The sequence below is a fragment of the Mycobacterium sp. AZCC_0083 genome (assembly GCF_014202335.1).
Taxonomy (GTDB): domain Bacteria; phylum Actinomycetota; class Actinomycetes; order Mycobacteriales; family Mycobacteriaceae; genus Mycobacterium.
Genome location: NZ_JACHGP010000008.1, coordinates 187,979 through 208,811 on the forward strand (window position 1 = coordinate 187,979; position 20,833 = coordinate 208,811).

Here is a 20,833-nt window from a genome sequence, read left to right on the forward strand (position 1 = left end):
GACCGCCGCTTACACCTGGATCTTCTTTCGTGCGAACCACAGGTCCTGCTGTATATGAGCGTCCGGTGGCACTGGCAGTTTGTCGACCTCGTCGAAGTCCGCGAGCAGGCGGTGGCGGACGAACAGCGGCGGGTGGACGGCGAAGTAGAACTTCTTGCCCTCGGCAAAGCGCCCCTGGATGACGCATTCGCCGGCCGAAAAAGCCGCCCGCTCCTGCGGGGTGGTGAGCAAGAAGCGGTAATTCTCGCCATGGGTGGTGGAGAGCAGCACTCCGCCGGGCTTGAGCACGCGCTTTAGCTCCGCGGTCCAGGCCAGCTGTGCTGCCTCGGAGAGATGGGTCAGGACCGAAAAGTTGTACGCGACCTCGAAATGGTCGTCGGGGAAGGGCAGGGGCGGCATCAGGCCGTTCAGCGAGAAGCCAACGCCGGGCACGTTGGCCTTGCACCAGGCGATCGTGGCCGCGTTGTAGTCGGTGCCTGCGACTTCGGCCGCCCGGGCGGCGAGCAGCATCGGCATGTGGCGGATCAGCCGGCCGGGGCCGCAGCCCCACTCCAGTACGCGCAGCCGGTGCTCGTCGGTGCGCGACATGATGGCGTCCGCGAAGACGCGAGCGTGGCGCAGGCCGCCCTCGTGATAGGCCGCCCAGTCGACCATGTTGTAGGCGTCGAAGGCGAGATCGGCCGGCGGCGGCACGAAATCCGGATGGGTCTCGAGGAAGCGGCGGTTGCGGTGGGCGCCCATCGCCCGCTTCTGGAAGAACCGCATGCGGTCGGCGGTGCTGAGCAGGCCGAGCGAGCGAATCGTGCTCATGATGGCGTATTTCATCGGGGCCCTCGGCTGAAGAATCTGGAAGAACTGGCGGGTGTGCGACGCGATCGAGGGTGAAGGCCATCAACCCGACCGCAGCCGCGGCAGTCGACATTCACACGACCGCGATCGGCCTGGCCTCGGTTGTTCACGTGGATGCCCTTCTGCTGGAACGCGGTTGCAGCCCGGTCAGTAGATAGTGTGACGGAGTTCCTCGATGATTCCGTGCGGACGACAGATCGTTGGGGGGCCCCAGCGACAACCATGGGGAATCACCCGATTCGTCGTGCGTCTTGTCGCCATATTGTCGATTGGCAACGGCGTACCCGCCCCAAGAGGCGCCGAGCGGGCGAGGGGAGCGGCAAAATAGTGCCTTTGACGAAATGACCCGTTCGCCATTACACCTGGTTCGGAAGTCATGACTGGAGTGCTCAAGGCCGGTAGTCGCATCTTGCTCGTGCACTCCGCCGATGACGCTTATGGATCTGACCGGGTGTTGGTCTCTGTAGCGGAGTACTTGTGCCAGACACACACGCAGGTCCGCGCGCTGCTCCCGGACGATACAAGTCCCGGATGGCTGACCGAACGTTTAACGGAGATGGGTGTCGAGGTTCGGCGCGGTCCGTTAGGAGTTGCCCGAAGGCGCTATCTCAACAAAGGGAATCTGCCGAAATACGTGGTCAGCGTTGCAAGGGCCCGGCAGTTCGTAAAGGCGCAGATCAATGCGTTTGATCCCGAAGTGGTCTACCTCAACACGTCGGCTCTGATCGTGGGGGGACTCTTGGGCCGGAGGCATCGTTGGTCGATCATTTGGCATATCCACGAGATAATCCAGCATCCCCGCTGGCTAGCCTGGCTGTTCCGAAGACTGCCGCTGAAGGCCGACCAGGTTATCGCCGTGTCGGAGGCCGTGTTCCGTCATTTGTGCGGCAATGCAGGTCCTTCGGATCGCGTAACATTACTGCGGAATGGCATTGCGCCCCGAGCCCTCCACGCAAAGCCGAGGTTGCCACCGCTACGGGTCTGTTTCGCCGGGCGACTGAGCGAGTGGAAGGGATACCATGTCTTTTTGGACGCGGCAATCGAACTCGCGTCGCACGGCGAACCGATCGATTTTATTATTGCTGGCGATCCATTGCCGAATGAACAATGGCGCACCGAGGAAATCCAGTCGGCCGTCGCTCGCCGAGCGTTGTCGAGCCAAATACGGGTAATCGGCTTCCATTCGAACATCCCGGAGCTGTTCGACTCAGTACACGTTGTCGTGGTTCCGTCGATATTGCCTGATCCTCTGCCGACCGTCGTGCTCGAGGGGATGCGCAGCGGATGCGTGGTCATTGCAGCGCGCCACGGCGGTGCCGTCGAGATGATTGAGGAGGGGGTGTCTGGCTTCTTGGTCACACCGAGCGACGCGGGAAGCTTGCAACGGGCCATACTGCGCGTGCTTGCCGAGCCAGGCCTTATCGATGACATCGGGCTCGCCGCATGGACACGGGTCGCGTCTGAGTTCACGACGGAAGTATTTTGGCAGAATCTGTCACCTGTCTTTTCTCATGCGATCGATCTCGCATCGAGTCGCCGCAGGCGAGATAGGTGTAAGGGTGGTACTTCTATCCCCGGCAGCATGACGCGAGCTTGAGGTCGGTCCGAGATGGATTCGCACCCACCGGCTACTGACCTCCGTGTTCTAATGATCGCGGACTGGTTTATCTATTACCTTGCGCCGATAGCGGTTTCGCTCAACGTGACTGCCGAAGTGAAATGCGTGCTACGGGACCATGGCTTCGAGTTGGGGCTACCCGGGCAGGCTATCCGCGAGAAAGCGGCAATGTTTCGTCCACTTGAGGTCGACTTTGTGCCTGGCAAACAATTTGACCTACGTAGCCTCGGGGCTGTCGTTCGTATCATCAAGGGAATCAGGGACTTTCAACCCCAGATTGTGCATTCTCAATGGCATTCGGACTGGCGTCTGCTGTTGCTATCCCTTGTTGCGCCGCGGGCATCAAGGATCTTGACGGTCCATGACGTGACGCCCCATCCCGGTCAGCAGTTCCACACGAGCCCACTCAAACGACTGGTGAGGTGGGCGCTGTATCAAACAAGTGATGCATTTCTGGTGCACGGCGAGCGGTTGGTCGCACAGCTTCGCGAAGACCGCCGGGTCCCTGCGGCTGCGTACGTCGGAGTAGTCCCTCATGGTTCGCTGGCTCAACCGTCAGGGCGCTGCCCCCTGCCGATCGGTCGATCGCTGCTCTTCTTTGGGAGGTGGGAGTACTACAAGGGTCTCGATCTGCTGATCGAGGCGGTGGAAGCCGCGGGGGAGGTTGTCGGCGATCTGCGGCTCATCGTTGCTGGCCGGGGCTCGGAAGGCGCCCGAGCCCGTTCTCTCGTGCAGAACCCCCGGTTGTTCGAATGGCGAGAGGGTTTTGTCCGTGACGAGGATTTGCCAACGCTCTTTGGGTCGGTCTGCGCGGTGGTTCTGCCCTATCGGGAGGCGAGTCAGAGCGGCGTCGTACCGTTGGCGTTCGCGAATGGGCGACCGGTGATCGCGACTGATGTCGGGGCCCTCGGGGAAGCAGTCGAGGATGGGGTGAACGGTCTTCTCGTCGAGTCTGCGACAGTGGAAGCGCTTCGAGACGCAATCATTCGTCTGTTCACCGAGCCAGGCTTGCTCACTACGCTGGCGGGCGGAGCGCAGGAGACGGCGGACGATTCGCTCGGATCTGCAGCCATCGCCCGTGCCCATCAGGCCATTTATACCGCGGTCGCAGATGCGAAATCGACAAGAGTGCGTCGGCCCTCTTGGCGCCGGCTGCGCGGTTCGGAACCTTGCTGACGTATGAAGAGTGCGGCGTCCCTGGGCTTTTCGGTGTCAGCCGCTGCGCACAATCCTGTAGACCGACTTTGCCACCGCATTGTGCCGGAGAATCCGGCGTGGGGTAGCGCTGACTTGATCGAGCACGGTGACGGGGTGCCCGGCGAACACCGATTCCTTTATCTCGATTCGCGCACGGTGGCCGAACGGGGCGATGACGGCGTCGCGATACCGGTGGCCGAATTCGGGTCGGCAGAACAGCACCTTGTTGAAGCCGATCACGAAGGGCGCGAGCGCCCCGCCCCCGTCAAGGTAGCGAAGGGTGCCGACGGCGACGCCCGGCCACGCGGGGTTGAAGACGTCGTCGGCGACGACGACACCGCCCTCGGCCAGAGTTTCTTCCGCGAGCCGCATATCGCTGGTGACGACTTGCTCCGTGTGACCGCCGTCAACGCTGAACATGCGCACGCTTGAGCCGGCGAGTTCGACAAGCCGCTGCGGCTGTAGCCGGGTCGAGTCACCCTGGTGGACAACCAGTCCGTCGATAGAAGACCAGCGCTCGACGTTCCTGAGGAACCGTTGGTAGTCGCCATTACCGGAGTGGTCCACATTGAGGTCTTGGTCGCCGAACACGTCAACGGCAACCGCGGTCTCGTCACCCTCCTGAAGGAGCTTCAGTCCGATGAAGAGCTTGCCGCGGTGGACACCGATCTCAGCCACCGCGCCACCTACACCCTGCGCGCGCTGGACCGCGTCGACGGCGCTCAGCATCGTCAGTACCTCGGTTAGCATCCACCCCTGAACCAACCGATGTCCGACGTTGCGGTAGATGTCGAAACTGTCCCCCACACGGCGACCCTAATCCGAATTACGGCATATTGCAGAAGGCTCTCGAAAATAACCTGATCGGGATGCGAGTTTCAGTTGTTCGGTGGGAAGCTTTGGCTCGATGCCGCCGAGCCCCAAGAAATTCGGTTCGGTAGTTGCATCGAAGGCCCGCGGTCGCGTCACCTCGACTTCCGATACGCCGCGAGCCAGATGTTCCTCGACACGCCTATCTTGCTCAAGAGTGCCCTAAGTCGCCGCTTGGACCTGGCGCTTGAGATTGTCCGCTCTTCTAGTCGATCGAGCAGCCGCAACAGTTGTAGACCAACTCCGCTCTGAATCACGAAGCCTCGAAACGATATGACGGCTTTCACCGTATCGAAGCCGACGGTGTTGAGCGCGCTGGCGAGTTCGTCGTACGTGTACTCTTTTAGATGCATGAATTCCGCGCGGTCGAATTCGAACACCCGGGAAAGATCATGTGGGCCGGAACTGCGGTGAGGAGTGTCGAACAGATAGATGCCCTCGGGTCGGAGGATCCGGCGGGCATGTTCGAGGTGTGTAAGAAGGTCGTCAGGGTGGAAGTGCTCGATGACTTGCGTCGAAATGACGATGTCGAATGCCTCATCTGGTTCGAACGAAGCAAGATGGACGCCGTCGGTGATGTGCCACTGCAGGCCCTCAGACTCTGCGAGGTGTTTTGAACCTCTCTCTTGGGTGATCTCGGTGGCGATGCACCTGTGCCCGCGTCGCACGAGGTCGCGAAGAAGTGCAGCTCTGCCACTTCCCACCTCGAAGACGTCAGCCTGCTCGGGAACGAGCTTGAGCCAGGCCGCCGTCAATCGTGGTGATTTCGACTCATCAGACGTGTTCAGCCAAGGTACGGATTGATACAGCTCGGTATAGGCCGCGCTGAATACCTGCCAACGCGACTCGGGCGTTGAGGCCAATAGCTCGCGGGTTAGCCGCTCCTCGAGTTCTCGGTGCGCCTCCACGTGCTCGATCCCGATTTCGTCCCCCAGCCCATAGTTTCGTCGATATCTCGATACGACATCAGACACAGAACCGACTCCTCCCCGCCTTTCGGCCGCTGCTGAGCAAAATGGTATCTGGACAGGCGGTCGGTGTTCGATCTCTCGGCTAGGACGTGGAACCTCAATCGCGAAGAAGTGCGCGCAGGGCGCGCTCGTAGTCACTGCAGACTTGCGCCCACGAATAGAGCTGCTCGGCACGCCGTACGTTCCCCTGAGCGGCTTCGTCGAGTTCCGCCTGTCGATCCATCAACTGGAGTACCGCCTTGGTGATCGCGTCTGAATCGGCACCGACGAATGTTCCTTCAGGCCCGAGAACCTCGCGATTGTAAATGGTGTCCCTAGCCAGGATCGGTGCTCCTGCCGCCATTGCTTGGACCAGCGACGGGTTTGTGCCTCCAACGCTGTGGCCGTGGAAGTACACGCCGGCGTGTTGCCAAAGTGCATGCAGCAGTAAGTCATTGCTCAAATGACCAAGCCATGACACCGAGGAGTGATTGGCCGCCAACTTTCGTGCCGCGGCATCCCACTCACCGCCGTATCCGGAGCTGCCGACTATCACTACCGGATGATTGGAAGCAATATCGGGAACTGCGTCGAAGAACTCGGGGACAGTATTCTCCGGGACGAGGCGTGCAACCATCAGGATGTATCCCCGATGGCTCAGCCCCTCGGGGACGTCGAGCGCAGGTGGCAGGTCGCCACCGTAGGGAATGAATACGCCCTCCACTCCGAAGGTTTCGCGCCAGTAGGCCTCGATTGCCCGCGCATCGAAAACGAGGGTATTGGCCCACCTCGCTGTGCACTTCGCCCCAGTCCGGAACACTGCCTTGGCGAGCGCGTTCCATTTCGCCCGCTCCCACTCCAGGCCGTCCACATTCACGAGTGTCGGAACGCCGCGGGCCTTCAGCAGCGGAAGGTAGTAGCCATTCGCCACGTTCATCACCAATGCGACGTCGGGCCGGCGTGCCGCAGCGTCCAGTATCGACGTGAACCCGTACGAGAGCGTGCTCGTGCTCTTCTTCTCGAGCCCACGTGTCTCTCTGGAGACAACACGCGCATCCCTGTCTGGGTCTTCGGGCCGCGTCGCCCCGGGGCGGCCGTACACGGTGACATCCCAACCCGCACTTACCAAATAGGGTGCTAGCTTGCGGACTGCCGTTTCGAAACCCGAGTAATAACTGGGATAGCCGCGGGTTCCGATCAATGCGACTGATGGCACCACTCCTCCGATCTGCCAGGCCCCCGGTGGCTGGTGTAATTCGCCTTGCGATACCGGGGTGTGAAGGTGTCAATCAAACGAGCCTATCTATAGTCGACACACCCGCGTACCCGAATCAGTAGGAGCGTCAGACCTATTGGTTATCCCCGGCCGTTACATCGCCGGTATGCGACGCTCTCGATGGGGTGCCCTTGACATGAAGATGATCAGATCACTTCATTACCCATATCTTTGTCGCGGAGGCAGTTTCGTATGAGGCTGGCATTCTGGGCAAAGCTCGTCTGGGACGCCGCGGCGTACGACGATGCGGCCGCGATGTGCGGTACGGCGTGAATCTCTCTGCTATCCGCCAAACTCCGCTTGGGGTGCGCCCCGGATCGAGGTGTGTACCGAGAAGACGGCACCCGCGTTCGGTTCTTGACTTGCCGGCAGGTCCTTGCGGGAAGTGGTGATATACAGCACGCTGAGCCCCTCACCGCCAAAGGCGCACGAGCTGACCTGGCTGACGCCGGGCACGGTGATCGTTTCGAGGAGCCGTCCAGCCTTGTCGTAGTGATTGACCGCGCCTCCGCCCCACAGCGCTATCCAGAGTCCGTCCTCCTCATCGATCGCCATGCCATCGGGAAACCCCTTAGCGCTTTCGATGCGGATGTGCGTCCGACGGCGTGACCATGCGCCGGTCCGGGGATCGACATCGAAGACATCCACACACCGTGTGGGGGTATCGATGTAGAAGACCCGTGTGCCGTCAGCGGACCATTGAACGCCGTTTGAGATCGACACAGGTGCAAGGACTTCGGTCACCCGCCGGTCGGGTGTCACGCGGTAGACGACGCCACCATTCGGCCGCTCGTCGTACGACATCGTGCCAATGACGAAGCCGCCGAGCGGATCGCAGCCTCCGTCGTTCGTCCGCACGGCCGGGTCCTCGACCACATTGGCGAGGTGTTCGAACTTTGCAAGGCCATCATCCGCGACGAGGAGCCCATGCTCGGTGGCTACGACAAACCCTCCGCGAGCGCGACGCCTAATCACCGTCGTGGCCCGACTGGGCACCGGGTAGCGGTGAAGTTCGCCGGCATAGTCGATCGCGACGACAATGCCCGCCAGGACATCGGTGCACAACAGGCGATTGCTACGCCAATCCCAGAACGGCCCCTCCCCGTGATACGCGAACGGGGGAGTGAATCGTTTAGCGAGACGCATTGGGCCGCCCGTGAATTCTCATTTCATAGCCAATGCTAGCCATGGGCTGCGCACAAATTCAATCGGCCGCTAGTGGTGTCCTGTAGAGATGTGTTCTCGCGACTGTTTTCTCATGAGGACCGTGTTAAATTTCATGAGTGTCATCACTACGGTCGACCTTGGTGGCCCGACTACCGCGACGGGTCGTCAGACGGTTGCGGGCTATGAAGCGCTCACTGGTGCGGAACTGGGTCGATGAGGCAGAGATCATCGCCAGCCTGTCGTCTACTCGGCCGGCGCCTCCTGGTTCGGTGCTAGTCGACGTGGGTGCGCATCATGGATCAGTCACGACTCTATTCCTAGAAATGGGTTGGTCGGTCGTCGCCTATGAGCCCGATCCTTCAAATCGGGAGCAATTCCAGCGCCGCATCAACGCCCATCCGCAAGTGCAGCTGTCCGCGTCTGCGGTGTCGGACAAATCTGCAGAAGCCGTGTCGCTGTTCACATCGTCAGTGTCCACGGGAGTCAGCACTCTCGCTGCGTTTCACGAGTCGCATGAACCTACAGCCATCGTCGACGTAGTTACCCTCGCCGACGATTTGCGTGCGCGCCGTGTCCAACAAGTCGATTTCCTGAAGGTCGACATCGAGGGTTTTGATTTCTTTGCGTTAAAAGGGTTTGACTGGGAGTATGCACCTCGCTTCGTGCTTTACGAATTCGAGGACCGCAAGACCGTTCCTCTTGGCTACTCATTGGTTGACAGCAGCGCCTACGTCGCCGACCGTGGCTACCATCTCGTGTATTCAGTCTGGGAGCCGATTGTCGAGTACGGCACGCGCCATCGGTGGCGGGGTTTGTTCTCCACGCCGCCATCTGATGCTGCGACCTGCTGGGGAAACGTGCTGTGCTTTCGGGAAGAGGCCAACGCGGCGTTGTGCATGCAGAGGTTTGGCCCCCGCTCGCATTGGTTGTTCGATCGGCGTCGGCGTGGGTGACGGCGTCAGGGGCGTCGATGCGCCGAACGACCGTTGCCGATGCCCCCTTCGCGGTTCTGTTCGTGCGTTGATTTTGGGTGTCATCGCGCGGTCGCTTATAGCGTCGATTCGATGATCCGCTACTCGTTTCCGCTGCGTCGGCGGTTTATGTGGGCCTTGCGTCGGTGGTTGAACGTTGCGCTGGACTTGTTCAGGGCGCCCGTCCGCCGACCTGAGGTGTTACTCGTAACTGGTAACGCGTCGCCGGCAAAGGTTCTAGAGGTTGAGGCTCGTCTGCGGTTTTTGTTCACGCACATCGAGAATGCCTTGGAGATTCGTCGGGCGCGAAGGGCGTCACCGCTGACCTACGTGCGCAACGCCGCAGTTGTGGCGGTGGACGCCGCCGCAGTCCCCGCGTTTGCCTGCCGGCATGTGCGATGGGTCGCCGACCTGGATTACGACACCAATATGCGCGACGGTTGGGATCTTATGATCCTTGGAGACGCTCTAGCCCGCGGCCTCCGACGCAAGTCTGTTACGGTCGCTCGCCAGACGTTTATCGACCATGTTCAGAGACTCAACGTTGACGGCGCGCGGCCCGTTTATCTCTTCGGCACGGGCCCGTCGCTGCAGTTAGCCGACCAGCGCTCGTTCGCGGATGGAACCACCGTTGTGTGCAACACGATCGTTCGGGATCCAGAGCTCTGGCATCATCTTGCGCCGGCGTTTCTTACTGCGGGAGATGCGATCTATCATTTTGGCCACACTCCGCACGCGCGCGCTTTTCGCGCTGACGCATTGCGGCGACTTCAAGAATCAAATGGTCGGACTCTATTCGTGTATCCGGCCCAGTTTGATGTCATCGTGCGTTCTGAATTTCGGAATGTGCAATCATTGTTGGTGCCAATCCCGTTCGGTGACCACGCAGATATTACCGTGGACCTCACGAAGCACTTTTGTCTTCCTCAAATTGAAAACGTGCTTGCCACTCTGCTGCTCCCGTTGGGTTGTACATTGGGTAACGATGTGCGGCTGTGGGGGTTCGACGGGCGCGGACCAAGTGACAGCGGCTTCTGGGCGAACTCTGACCGCCACGCTTACCCCGAGCTCACGCAGTCCATTCGGGATGCACACCCAGCGTTCTTTGCCGAAAAGACTCCCAAGGGTGAGGAAGCCCAGTACGTCAAGAAGGTTCACGGCGATCTGTTGGACGAACGTCTCACTGAAGCAGAAGGCCGTGGCTTTGAGTTTCGGATGCTCCACGCTAGTTGGACGCCGACTTTGCAGAAAAGGTACGGGGCGTTGCGCGTCGATCAGGCGTGAAGAAATCGTCGTGCGGTGACCGCAAACCATGTCTTGAATTCTGCACGCCGGCACTCCGCGTAGTTTCCATCTCTTGCGTGGTGGTCGCCTCGTGACCGCGGTCCGTGAGGCTACTACTGCCGTTGGCTTGGCAGGCAACTCCAATAAGGATCATCAGCAGCCAAAAGGTGTCCTGTTCCGCACCGGGTGTCAATGAGACTTCAGTCATCCCGCTCAGAAGTAGGACAGCCATTGCGACAATCGCACTCAACCCCCGATTGCCCCAGGCGCGTTGACGCTTCGCGAGCTTCGCGCTAGCCCAATATATGGCGAGCGCCAGCAGGAGCCAGCCCACGAGACCTCCATCGAACAATTGCTGGAGGAAGGAGTTATGCACGGATGCAGTTTCCGGATGTCTAATAATTTTTGCTAGACTTTCGCTATAGGTGAGCGAGGCGCCGGATCGATATTGTCCATTGGCGCCGAAGCCAAATAGCATGTGAGGCAGGCCGTTGACCAATTCTATCCAATAATCGATTGCCTGCCTCCATATGTAGTCTCGGCCGCCTATTGAGTCAATTGACTCCGATTTGACTGCGCGACCAGGAACGAGAGATATGAATGGCGCGATGCCAGATTTGGCCCAGACGACGAAGACCGGCAGGATGAAGGCAGAAATGGCAGTCAGTATTGTTGCGGCCTGTCCTAGCCAGCGGGTGATATGAGGAAAGCTGATAACGGTAGTCGCCAGTACCGCCGCAACGACCATCGGAGCACGCGCGCCGGCGCCGACGAGAATGATAATGGCTGCAATCAAGCAAATCAGCCGAAACGAACGTCGAAGCCAGCCAGCTTCGAGTATGACGAAGGCGATAGCTGCAAAATAAATTGCGGCGATAGTCGGCGGAGTGTTTAGTGCCCACGTCAATGGGTAAATTGTGCGCACGAATCCAGTCGATTCGACGAGGCCGCCAAACCGGACATTCGACGCCGGCGACTGTAACCCTGCTGCATGGCAAAGTACATTTATGAGGAGGTACAGGCCGCAGCCGTCAATCAGCGAAGCGATGATTCTTCGCGCATCAACCGTCATTACCAGGCGGGTTACAAGCGTGCCGACGAGGAGGAAAGCCAGTAATGGGACGAACGTCAGCAATGGCCCAGTATTTGCAGGTCGGCTGAAGACGACTGCGGACGCCGCAACTAGGAGTATGAAAGGACCGGACTGGACTTGAAATCTGTGGTCGGTCTTTCGGATGAACGCTGCGGCGACTAGGAGTCCGGTAAGGAGCACTGGTGCCGTGGCGCTGAATGATCTGATCGCTAAGGCAGTTGGGAGGATGACCACGATCCAGTCCGGTTGTAGGCCACTCGTTGACTGAATCGGATGAAGGCAGCGGAACTGGGCTCGCACCAGAACTGCCAATATGCACATGGCGATGCCAGCGATTGACAGGACCGGTTCAATCGTGGCTACAGCGCCCACCAAGAACACGACTGGGAGCGATGCGAACGCAACCCATCTGACGGCCATCCGATCTCCCTCCTGCTAGATGTTGCGCCTCTCGACGACGGTGACTCCGTCGATCCAGCTTGGTGTGCCTAGCGGCTCTCCTACTTCCGTAGCGGGTGAATTCGGCGAGCGCACAAGATAATCGCGCCCACAATGAGAGCCAGGCAGACGCCGGTGAACGTCCGTCCGAGAGATGACCCCACGGGTGACGCGAGTGCGGCGGCGCTGCAAAGTAGCGCTGCGACGCCCAGTACAAGATCTGGCCAGTGCCCGAGCCACGAGCTCCATGCGATATCCAACTTGAGCACAACCGCGAGGATCATTGCGACAGCCGCCATTGTCAGGTAACCCGCTGCGGTGGCAAAGGCCACCCCGATTGCGCCGTACCGTTGCCCCACAACGAGTATCGAAACGAGGATGAGCACCGCGCCTGCACCGGTTGCCAGGGCACTGTATTTGGGACGTCCAGCAGTTTGCGTCAAGTAGTTCATCGGGATGAGGTACAGACCGTAGCCTGCTTGTCCGATGAGCAGCACTCCCGTCAGGGCAAATGACGGCCAGTATGCCTCGGCAAAGACCCATGGGCCTGCGACGGCCACGCCACAGCCGACGACCGCGGGGACGACGAGCGCGGCGATCAGCTGCCATGCGACGGCCGCCCGTGTCTCGTGGGTGGGCGCCCGAAAGGCCTCACGCGAGTATCGCGGAAGCACGGCCCGATTGAATTCAGCGAGAACAAGACTCGCAACCGAGGCGAGGTTCAAGCCGAACGATAGAAGGCCCACCTGGTACAGCGAGGACACCGCGGCCATCGCAGGCCTACTCAACGAACCGAGCGCCCAAACTGACGCACTGTGGGGGATCAGCGGCAGGCTGAAGTTCAATGCGGACCGAACGTGGTGAGCAGCGACCCGTACCCGGGGCAAGCGCACGAGGGACATCGCCAGGACCGCCGAGAAGCACGCACTGAGCAAGTCAGAGATGGCCCAACCCAGAACGCCAAGCTGCATTTCGACCACGAGCACCAGTTTCGACGTCGCCGTGACTAGAACGGAGGTTGACGAAAGCAGGACGAATCGGCGGAGGTCCTCTCGTGCCTGGCTAACCCACAATGCGAAAACCGATGTCGCAGGCTGGAATCCAATCGCCAGAAGCTCGATTCCCCAAACGAAGCCCGAGATGCCGAGGAACTCAGGTACCAACAACGCGAACACCGCGGCTGCGAGCGCAACTGCGATCGGAAGCTGAAAGTAGCAGTATGTGCCAGCGACACGAAGTAATGCGGGCCCATCCTCTTCGCCTCGAGCAGCGGCGCGGATCACCAGCTGTATGAGTGGCGCAGCGATGACCGCGGTCAACAGCAGCGACGTGGCCGACAGCATTGACGCTGCGCCGTACTCGGCGGGTGACATCGCATGCGAAATGAATGGGAGGATCAGCAGCGACACAATGCGCTGGAGACCGGCGAGCAAGACATAGGTCGCTGCCGCTCGTCCGGTTGTTCCAATGCGAGCCACGGCTAGGACGCCCAGAACGTCACTCGGAACCCAGACGTGCGGTTGCACCACCATCAACGACGAGAACCGATCCCGTGATGAAGCGTGCGTCATCACCGATCAGGAATGACACCGCCCCGGCGACTTCACTTGGCTCCCCGATGCGGTGTAGAGCTGTGCGCTGGCGCAGGATGGCCTTGCGGTCCTCGGCCGACTCCCCCCACCGTGCGAAACCCTCGCGGAGCTTGGCCGTGTCGATCGCCCCAGGGGCGACGGCGTTGACGCGGATGTCGGGCGCGAGGTCCATCGCGGCGGAGCGCACCCACCCCTCCAACGCCGCCTTCGTCGTGGCATACGCCGTGATGCCGCCGGTTGTCGCGCGTCCGTGCACGCTGCTTATGGCGACAACCGAACCATCGTTGGCCGCAAGGTTCTCGCGGACGCCCGACATCAGCGCGTCGACCGCGATGACGTTGACTCGCAGGGCATTTGCCCATTCCTCCCAGGGCGTCCCGCCTGCGCCCCCGATGGGTTGCACCGCGCCGTTGTGCACAACCGCCTTCAACTGGTACTCCCTTGCCAGCTCCCGGCCAACGTCCACCAGCTGCTCGGACTTACCCAGGTCGACTTGAAGGTAGACGTCGGCCGCCGGAGCAACATTGCGGTCGATCCCGATCGCGATGTAGCCGTCCTTGCGCATGCGTTCGCACAAGGCCTCGCCGATTCCGCCGGCGGCCCCTGTGACGATGACTGCGCGTCTCACCGCGCAAGCTCCTCGAGGAGGAAGTCGACGGCAGCGTTGCTTGCCCGCACGACGCCCTCGCGGGTGTTCGAGCCATTGTGTGCGCCCAACACGACATTCGGAAGTTCGCGGAGTTCGCTGTCTAGCGGCAGGGGTTCGATCTCGAACACGTCGAGCGCAGCTCCTGCAATTCGGCCACTCGTCAGGGCGTCGATCAGATCCGTCTCCAGGACGACCGGGCCCCGCGCCACGTTCACCAGGTACGCGTCCGGGCGTACCAAGGAGAGGCGGTCGGCGTTGATCAGATGGAACGTTTCTGGTGTCAGCGGACAAGCCAGGACGATGAACCGGCTGGTTCTCAAGAGCTTGTCAAGGTCGACCATGGGCACACCCGCCGGCGCGGTGGTGACGAAGGGATCGCAAGCGACGACATCCATGTCGAAAGACATTCCACGCTTAGCGATCTCACGGCCGATCGCGCCGAAGCCCACGATCCCGAGCCGCGCACCGGCGAGCGTGACGCCCTCCCACTTGGGCCACTCGCCACGTCGGACGGCGGCGTCCACGACGAGGTAGCCTCGCGCGAGGTTCAGGATGTAGCCGAACGCGGAGTCGGCGACTTCATAGCCGAAGACGCCCGGGGTGTTGCGCACCGTCACTCCGTGCTGGCGGGCCGCCGCTTGATCGACGTTGTCCACGCCGATCCCCCAGCGGATCACGGTCTTGAGTTGGGTGGCTCCGTCGAAGAACTCACCGTTGAGCTGGTCGTCGCCGGCGATCATTCCCATCAGGTCGGGACTGTATTCGAGTAGCTCGGTGGCGCTGAACTGCTGGCGTCCACCGAGTTCCGGGGCGACGACTTCGTATCCGAGTCTCTCGATGCGTTCGAGATGTCGCGGGAGTTCGACCTGCATCTGCCTGCAGGTCACGAGGATCAGCGGCGCACTCATGTGCTGATCGCACTGCGCTGGGCAATGGCGGCCGCCAGGATGAAATCCTCTTCTGTGTCGATGTCAACCGCCTCCCCGGGCGCCATCTCAACCATGAACGGGCGTGCTCCTATGCGGGTTCCGCGCTCCCGCAACAATTCTGGGGTGAATATGAAGAAGCAGGAGTTCTCGATGAACAGCGGCGCGAGGTCCTGCGTTCGGAGCAACACCATCGGATCGTGATTGACGGGTCGGGTCTCGGCGTCCCAGAGGCGCGCCTGCAGGCGCGTGACGCTGAAGATGGAATCGAACTCACGGTCGGGACTCATGAACAGTCTCAGAGCCGCAGACACCGTGTCGGCCTTGAGAAACGGGTTCGTCGAGTGTGTCTGAAGCACGATATCGGCGTCGATCTGGTCGAGCGTGTTGAGCAGCACGTCGTTCATGGCGATATCGCCGTCGCGTAGGTGCTCCGGCCGAACCAATACCTGCACGTGCGGGAAGTTCTCGGCGCAGTCCTCGATGATGAAGTCGCTGTCGGTGTCGATCACGATGAGCCCGATCTCGGGGACCGAACTCAACGTACGAACAACGTAGTGGTACAACGGGGTACCGGCTAGGGGGCGGTAGTTCTTACCAGGAACGCGCTCACTGTGGTGGCGCATCGGGACGACAGCGATGATGGGGTTCATTGTCCTCTGCCGGTAGGTGATCTAGACGTTTTCGGAATACACGATCTTTTGACCGGGCGCCGGAGGTTGGTCATAGTTTGTTGAATCGGCGGGGTAGTAGAACCGTTCCAGCAACCGCGCCGATACGTTGTCGGGCGCGCGGAAACCTTCCCATGCTCCGACGAACTGGGCGAATCGGAACATCGGGATGCTCAGCACGTTGCCGCGGAGGCGGTTGACCTTGACCGCTTCCCGGTAGTCGTCGGCGATGTTCGATACTGCGAGTTCCACGACCCTTGGCAGGGACATCTTCGACCCCTTGACGATTCGGGCGTAGGCCATCGCCTCGCGCCGATACCTGTTGCGGATGATGCTCCAGGTCTCCTCGTGCACGTGGACCACTGGCGCATCCGCGATGTAGGCGATCTTGCACCCCCTGTCGAGGGCCTTCTTCGCGAAATCGAGGTCTTCAAGGCCGGTCAGAGTCTCGTCGTAGGGCGATTCCTGCCATACCGATTTCAAGACGGCCGCGTTGGCGTTGTTGCTGAACGGATGGTCCTGGTCCCAGATGTTCTGATTGGGAAACCATTTCAGCATCACCCGCGATTCGGAGAACTTTGTTCGCTCATCTCCGACCTGGCGTCCGTACGCAATGGCCACACCGTCGCGGTCGAATGCGCCGACGATTTGCTCGACGTACGTGTCGTAGACCGGGTAGACATGTGCCGAGGCGAACAACAGGATGTCACCACTTGCCGCGGCGCAGCCCTTGTTGAGCGCCCGCCCGAAGGAGAACTCATTCTTGGCGATTGGCACTACGGTGCAGCCGGCGTCCTCGGCGATCGCGACAGTGTCGTCCGTAGAGCCCGAATCGACCAGGATGATTTCATCCAGTGTGACGGTCTGCTGCGCTAACCCCTTCAGCAACCGGCCGATGTGCTTGGCTTCGTTGTACGCGCGGATAACCGCCGATACTCGGCGACGTGGATTGATATCACTCAACGTTCGACAACCACCACTCGACCAGGTGCCACGACAAGCCCGGCCTGGAAATCGGCATGAGTTGACGTTAGCCGTCCTCGTCGTGCGGGGGAATCGGGTGTTTCCCTGTCGTTGAGTTTGCTTCGTCGACGAACACCCCAGGGTCACCTCCCTCAGACGAGGCGATGGCGGGGCTTACTCGAGCTCGGCGACGATCGAACTACCTGATCTCGGCGTACACCGACGCGTGGCCGCGGATGGTCGGGGGTCGGGAGCGACAACCATGGGGAAACACCCGATGCGTCGTCCATCCGGTGGCAATAGTGTTGATCTGCAAAGCGCTTGGGGTCTCAGAGTCTCCAGGGCGCCATGCTGAGGGCGAGTACATCTATGGGGGGTCCATGGGGCGGCGGGCGGTAATTACTGGTGGCGCAGGCTTTGTCGGCTCACACATTGCGGAGAGGTTGCTGGCGCACGACATTGATGTGATATGCCTCGACAACTTCGTGACCGGGTCTGCCGACAACGTTGCGCACCTCCAAGCGCGCGATGGTTTCCGACTGATGAAGGTCGATGTCAGTGACTACATTTCGATCCCCGGGCCCGTTGACTACGTGTTGCACTTCGCCTCTCCGGCTTCACCGGTCGACTATGCCGAGCTTCCAATTCAGACGCTGAAGGCAGGCTCGCTGGGGACGCTGCACACCCTGGGCTTGGCGAAGGAGAAGGGGGCTCGTTATCTCCTCGCATCGACCTCGGAGACATATGGGGACCCGCTCGTCCATCCCCAACCGGAGAGTTACTGGGGCAATGTAAATCCGGTGGGGCCCCGTGCGTGTTACGACGAGGCGAAGCGCTTCGCCGAGGCACTCACCGTCTCGTACCGCAAGACGCACGGTGTCGACACCGCGATCATGCGGATCTTCAACACCTACGGCCCTCGGATGCGTCCCAATGACGGTCGTGCGATTCCCAACTTCATCACTCAGGCACTGGCCGGCGCCGCGATCACGATTCACGGCGACGGAAGTCAGACGCGATCGTTGTGCTACGTCGACGATTTGGTGGAGGGTGCGGTGCGGCTCTTGTTCTCCGATCTATCAGGTCCGGTGAACATCGGGAATCCGCACGAAATGACCATCATCGAGCTGTCGCGGCTCATCCGCGAATTGACCGGATCAGACTCTCCGGTGGAGTTCACCGACCGCCCCCAGGACGATCCCTCGCAGCGCCAACCCGACATCACACTTGCGCGCAATCGACTTCATTGGGAACCGAGGATCAGTGCCCGCGACGGTCTGCTGGAGACTGTCGCCTGGTTCCGCGGTGGGGCCGACCGTGCATCACAGGTCGCCTCGCCGGTACCTCTTGGGGTCCGGGTTGGCCACGTTCAACCTCGGCACAAGGTGGCAGTCATCGGCACCGGTTATGTCGGCGCGGTCACCTCTGTGTGCCTGGCCTTCCTCGGTCACTCCGTGTGCGGCCTGGACAGCGACTCCGTGCGCGCCGGCCAGCTCAATAACGGTCAGGCGCCGTTCGTCGAACCGGGATTGCCCGAGATGCTCAAGGCGACGCTGTCGACTGGCCGGCTGCGGTTCACCGACTGCCCTGCCGAGGCCCTCTCCGATGCGGACTTCGTCTTTCTCTGCGTGGGAACTCCGCCGGGGCCGGACGGATCCCCAGACCTTGGCCAGCTTGAGAGTGCAATCCAGTCCTTGGCACCGTACTTGCGCGCTGGTGCCGTGATCGTCAACAAGTCGACGGTGCCGGTCGGCTCAGGCAACTGGACACGCACGATTCTGGAGGATGCCCTGGAGGGAACTCGACAGCTGACCTTTCACGTCGTTTCCAATCCGGAGTTCCTTCGCGAGGGCTGCGCCATCGACGACTTCCTCTACCCGGACCGGATCGTGTTGGGAGGCACCACCGCGGACGTCAGCCGGGTCGCCGAGCTGTACGAGCCAGTGCTCGACCAGTCGTTCGACGGCGGACGGCGAGGTCTTCGCCCATCACTGATCACAACGGAACTGGCGTCCGCGGAAATGGTCAAGTACGCCGCGAACGCGTTCCTGGCAACCAAGATCAGTTTCGCCAATGAGATGGCACAGCTATGCGAACTGTTTGGTGCCGACGCTCGCGAGGTGCTGCCCGCCATTGGCGCCGACCACCGTGTCGGAAGCGCCTTCCTGAATCCCGGTGTCGGATGGGGTGGTTCGTGCTTCGGCAAGGATGTCGCGGCGTTGATCTCGTCGAGCCAGGAGTATGGCTACACCCCGTCGATGCTGCAGGCCACTGTTGAGATCAACAAGTCGCAAAGGGCGAGCGCGGTACGCAAGCTTCAGCGTGAGCTTCATATCCTGAAGGGCCGTCGGATCGCGCTGCTCGGGTTGACGTTCAAGCCCGGGACGGACGACCTTCGCGACTCTCCGGCGCTGGACATCGCGCGGCGATTGCTAGCCGCCGGCGTCGCGGTCTCGGCCTTCGACCCGGTCATCAAGGCGTTGCCCGCGGAATTCGGGGCCATGAGGCTGACACGCGACGTCTACGAGGCGGCCGAGCGGGTGGACGCGGTTGTCGTGACTACGGAATGGCCGGAGTTCCGTCTGATCGATCCCGCCGGGCTGCGTCGCGTCATGCGCGGCGACCTAATCGTGGACGGCCGAAATTGCCTGCCAGAAGCCAACTTCGCTGGATCAGGCCTACGGCTGGTCGGGTTCGGCTGGTGACGCCGCGCCTCACGACCCACTAGGAGTCACCATGTCGATCGAGATCACGCCTGCGAGTTCAGCTACTCATGAACCTGGTCGCACCGCGCCAATACCCAAGCAGCCTGATAAGGACACGAAACAGGCGCACAGGCTCGGCCTTCAGCACCGCTACTTTCTGCAGATCGCCGATGTGGTGACGCTGACGGCCTCTGCGGTCATCGGTGCGGTGACCCTTAGCCTCGTGAGCTCGGCACGCGCGGGAGGCCTCGGCGTTCGAGACGTGGCGCTCGCGGCCGTGGCGATGGCTGTGGCGCTGCACCTGCACGGGCTGTACCACCGACCCGCCTCGCGGCTGCGGCCGAGCGAGTGGTGGCGGCCTGCGGTGATCGCGCGTTGTCTGCCAACAGCTGCCCTACTTGCCCTCGCCGCCGACGCATTCGTCCTCGGCGATCGGCGATTGATGACCCTGACAGCTGCGGTGGCGATGACATTGCCCGCCATCGTCCTGGTTCCGTTCGGGCGTCGACTCGTCGTCCGCATGTTCGACCCGACGGTGAGCCGCATTCTGGTGATCGGGACAGGACCGATTTCGGTCCGGCTGACCTCGAGGCTGCAAAGGTGCCCGGACACGCTCGTGGTCGGGCATGTCGACGACAATGCGGCACCAGGCACCCCCGTACTCGGCGGGCTCGCCGATCTATCCGCCGTCTGCGCCGCCTATGAGATCGACCGCGTCATCGTCGGCTTTCCGAACACTAGTGACGCCATCGTGCTCGAAGCGCTGCGTCAGCTGCAGGGCCAGGTGCCGGTGTCTGAGATCCCGCGTTACTTTGAGCTGCACAATTGGCGCAGCGAAGCCGAGGAGCTGCACGGCCTCACACTGATGCACTTGCCCACTGCGTCGCTGGGTCCGAGCGCACGAATCATGAAGCGGCTCATTGACGTCACGCTCGCGACATGTGCGCTATTGGCCGCCAGCCCCGTCTTGTTGATCATCGCAGCGGCCATCAAGTTCGACAGCCGCGGCCCGGTTTTCTTCCGCCAGGAGCGAATCGGCCGAGCTGGTAAACCGTTCCGAATCTTCAAGTTCCGCTCGATGACTGCTGACGCATGGCAGCAGCGCGACACGGTCACACAACTCAACGAGGTTGATGGGCCGTTGTTCAAGATGGAGAATGATCCAAGGGTTACCCGGGTCGGCGCTTTGATCCGCAAAACCAGCCTCGATGAACTGCCTCAACTAATCAATGTGGTTCGGGGCGAAATGTCTTTGGTTGGTCCGCGGCCACTGCCCACGGAAGAGTCCGACCGCATCGACGGCGCCGCGCTGGCCCGCCTTGATGTCAAGCCGGGCATCACCGGGCTGTGGCAGGTCTGCGGTCGTAGCGATCTGGCTTACGCCGACCTCCAGCATCTCGACTCGGTGTACGTCCAGTCATGGTCTCTGATGTGGGACCTGCGGATCATGGGGCAAACACCGCACGCTGTATTCGGGCGTAGCGGCGCCTACTGACGCTCTCTACCTTCCCTTGCCACGTGCGTGGATCCAGCCACGATTGCTGGCGCGTCTGGCACCACCTGCTCGTCCCGCTCTTCCCGCTCGCCGTAGGTCGTCAACGAGTTTCACGCTAG

General features: G+C 61.3%; 17 protein-coding genes. 6 read left to right on the forward strand and 11 right to left on the reverse strand.

The genetic code is table 11. From position 1 onward, the window contains the following. Window positions 1-9: 9 nt before the first annotated feature. The gene (locus HNP02_RS20890; protein WP_184442069.1) at window positions 10-825 is read right to left on the reverse strand and encodes a bifunctional 2-polyprenyl-6-hydroxyphenol methylase/3-demethylubiquinol 3-O-methyltransferase UbiG; all 816 of its coding nucleotides are present in this window, start codon (window positions 823-825) and stop codon (window positions 10-12) included. A 400-nt stretch (window positions 826-1,225) separates the two neighbouring features. On the opposite strand from HNP02_RS20890, the gene HNP02_RS20895 reads away from it, so the two are divergent. Both HNP02_RS20895 and HNP02_RS20900 read left to right on the forward strand, forming a co-directional pair. Beyond that, window positions 1,226-2,446 (forward strand): glycosyltransferase family 4 protein, encoded by a 1,221-nt coding sequence (locus tag HNP02_RS20895; protein ID WP_184442071.1) that lies wholly within the window; start codon window positions 1,226-1,228, stop codon window positions 2,444-2,446. A 51-nt stretch (window positions 2,447-2,497) separates the two neighbouring features. Next, window positions 2,498-3,643 (forward strand): glycosyltransferase family 4 protein, encoded by a 1,146-nt coding sequence (locus HNP02_RS20900; RefSeq protein ID WP_184442073.1) that lies wholly within the window; start codon window positions 2,498-2,500, stop codon window positions 3,641-3,643. Between the two features lie 36 nt (window positions 3,644-3,679). On the opposite strand, the gene HNP02_RS20905 is transcribed toward HNP02_RS20900, so the two are convergent. The 4 genes from HNP02_RS20905 to HNP02_RS20920 form a co-directional block, all read right to left on the reverse strand. Then, a complete protein-coding gene (locus HNP02_RS20905) occupies window positions 3,680-4,471 on the reverse strand; it encodes a class I SAM-dependent methyltransferase (RefSeq protein ID WP_184442075.1) in 792 nt (263 codons plus the stop codon). A gap of 158 nt (window positions 4,472-4,629) precedes the next feature. Next, window positions 4,630-5,508: a bifunctional 2-polyprenyl-6-hydroxyphenol methylase/3-demethylubiquinol 3-O-methyltransferase UbiG gene (locus tag HNP02_RS20910; protein WP_184442077.1), complete on the reverse strand. Its 879-nt coding sequence runs from the start codon at window positions 5,506-5,508 to the stop codon at window positions 4,630-4,632. Between the two features lie 94 nt (window positions 5,509-5,602). Further along, window positions 5,603-6,700, reverse strand: coding sequence for a DUF1972 domain-containing protein (locus HNP02_RS20915; protein ID WP_309241646.1), 1,098 nt, complete (start codon window positions 6,698-6,700; stop codon window positions 5,603-5,605). 342 nt (window positions 6,701-7,042) lie between these two features. Further along, the gene (locus tag HNP02_RS20920) at window positions 7,043-7,906 is read right to left on the reverse strand and encodes an SMP-30/gluconolactonase/LRE family protein (protein ID WP_184442081.1); all 864 of its coding nucleotides are present in this window, start codon (window positions 7,904-7,906) and stop codon (window positions 7,043-7,045) included. Between the two features lie 203 nt (window positions 7,907-8,109). Here HNP02_RS20920 and HNP02_RS20925 point away from each other — a divergent pair, with 203 nt between their 5' ends. Together HNP02_RS20925 and HNP02_RS20930 are read left to right on the forward strand one after the other, a co-directional pair. Then, the gene (locus tag HNP02_RS20925; RefSeq protein ID WP_184442083.1) at window positions 8,110-8,880 is read left to right on the forward strand and encodes an FkbM family methyltransferase; all 771 of its coding nucleotides are present in this window, start codon (window positions 8,110-8,112) and stop codon (window positions 8,878-8,880) included. Between the two features lie 111 nt (window positions 8,881-8,991). Then, on the forward strand, window positions 8,992-10,182 hold the full coding sequence (locus HNP02_RS20930; protein WP_184442085.1) for a hypothetical protein: 1,191 nt from the start codon (window positions 8,992-8,994) through the stop codon (window positions 10,180-10,182). Here the strand turns inward: HNP02_RS20930 and HNP02_RS20935 are convergent. The 6 genes from HNP02_RS20935 to HNP02_RS20960 all read right to left on the reverse strand — a co-directional run bounded on the left by HNP02_RS20935 (window position 10,124) and on the right by HNP02_RS20960 (window position 16,514). Next, entirely contained in the window at window positions 10,124-11,317 is a 1,194-nt protein-coding gene (locus HNP02_RS20935) for an O-antigen ligase (RefSeq protein ID WP_184442087.1), read from the reverse strand. The two genes, HNP02_RS20930 and HNP02_RS20935, sit on opposite strands and share 59 nt — an antisense overlap. Before the next feature lie 458 nt (window positions 11,318-11,775). Next, window positions 11,776-12,486 (reverse strand): hypothetical protein, encoded by a 711-nt coding sequence (locus tag HNP02_RS44090; RefSeq protein ID WP_184442088.1) that lies wholly within the window; start codon window positions 12,484-12,486, stop codon window positions 11,776-11,778. A gap of 724 nt (window positions 12,487-13,210) precedes the next feature. Then, window positions 13,211-13,933, reverse strand: coding sequence for an SDR family NAD(P)-dependent oxidoreductase (locus tag HNP02_RS20945; protein WP_184442090.1), 723 nt, complete (start codon window positions 13,931-13,933; stop codon window positions 13,211-13,213). Further along, window positions 13,930-14,862: a phosphoglycerate dehydrogenase gene (locus tag HNP02_RS20950; RefSeq protein WP_184442092.1), complete on the reverse strand. Its 933-nt coding sequence runs from the start codon at window positions 14,860-14,862 to the stop codon at window positions 13,930-13,932. The genes HNP02_RS20945 and HNP02_RS20950 overlap by 4 nt, the downstream gene beginning before the upstream one ends. Then, window positions 14,859-15,533 carry a cytidylyltransferase domain-containing protein gene (locus HNP02_RS20955; protein WP_184442094.1) on the reverse strand — a complete coding sequence of 225 codons (675 nt, stop codon included), beginning with the start codon at window positions 15,531-15,533 and terminating at the stop codon, window positions 14,859-14,861. Before HNP02_RS20955 ends, HNP02_RS20950 begins: the two co-directional genes overlap by 4 nt. A 21-nt stretch (window positions 15,534-15,554) precedes the next feature. Continuing rightward, window positions 15,555-16,514, reverse strand: a complete 960-nt coding sequence (locus HNP02_RS20960) for a glycosyltransferase (protein WP_184442096.1) — start codon at window positions 16,512-16,514, stop codon at window positions 15,555-15,557. Between the two features lie 380 nt (window positions 16,515-16,894). On the opposite strand from HNP02_RS20960, the gene HNP02_RS20965 reads away from it, so the two are divergent. Together HNP02_RS20965 and HNP02_RS20970 are read left to right on the forward strand one after the other, a co-directional pair. After that, entirely contained in the window at window positions 16,895-19,219 is a 2,325-nt protein-coding gene (locus tag HNP02_RS20965) for a UDP-glucuronate decarboxylase (RefSeq protein ID WP_184442106.1), read from the forward strand. Window positions 19,220-19,250: 31 nt separating this feature from the next. Further along, on the forward strand, window positions 19,251-20,714 hold the full coding sequence (locus HNP02_RS20970) for a sugar transferase (RefSeq protein WP_184442108.1): 1,464 nt from the start codon (window positions 19,251-19,253) through the stop codon (window positions 20,712-20,714). Window positions 20,715-20,833 lie beyond the last annotated feature (119 nt).

Excerpts from the sequence above, each read along its gene's own strand:
- HNP02_RS20890 (WP_184442069.1), bottom strand. The coding sequence starts at position 825 with ATGAAATACGCCATCATGAGCACGATTCGCTCGCTCGGCCTGCTCAGC.
- HNP02_RS20895 (WP_184442071.1), top strand. The coding sequence starts at position 1,226 with ATGACTGGAGTGCTCAAGGCCGGTAGTCGCATCTTGCTCGTGCACTCC.
- HNP02_RS20900 (WP_184442073.1), top strand. The coding sequence starts at position 2,498 with ATGATCGCGGACTGGTTTATCTATTACCTTGCGCCGATAGCGGTTTCG.
- HNP02_RS20920 (WP_184442081.1), bottom strand. The coding sequence starts at position 7,906 with ATGCGTCTCGCTAAACGATTCACTCCCCCGTTCGCGTATCACGGGGAG.
- HNP02_RS20925 (WP_184442083.1), top strand. The coding sequence starts at position 8,110 with ATGAAGCGCTCACTGGTGCGGAACTGGGTCGATGAGGCAGAGATCATC.
- HNP02_RS20930 (WP_184442085.1), top strand. The coding sequence starts at position 8,992 with ATGATCCGCTACTCGTTTCCGCTGCGTCGGCGGTTTATGTGGGCCTTG.
- HNP02_RS44090 (WP_184442088.1), bottom strand. The coding sequence starts at position 12,486 with ATGGCCGCGGTGTCCTCGCTGTACCAGGTGGGCCTTCTATCGTTCGGC.
- HNP02_RS20950 (WP_184442092.1), bottom strand. The coding sequence starts at position 14,862 with ATGAGTGCGCCGCTGATCCTCGTGACCTGCAGGCAGATGCAGGTCGAA.
- HNP02_RS20955 (WP_184442094.1), bottom strand. The coding sequence starts at position 15,533 with ATGAACCCCATCATCGCTGTCGTCCCGATGCGCCACCACAGTGAGCGC.
- HNP02_RS20965 (WP_184442106.1), top strand. The coding sequence starts at position 16,895 with ATGGGGCGGCGGGCGGTAATTACTGGTGGCGCAGGCTTTGTCGGCTCA.
- HNP02_RS20970 (WP_184442108.1), top strand. The coding sequence starts at position 19,251 with ATGTCGATCGAGATCACGCCTGCGAGTTCAGCTACTCATGAACCTGGT.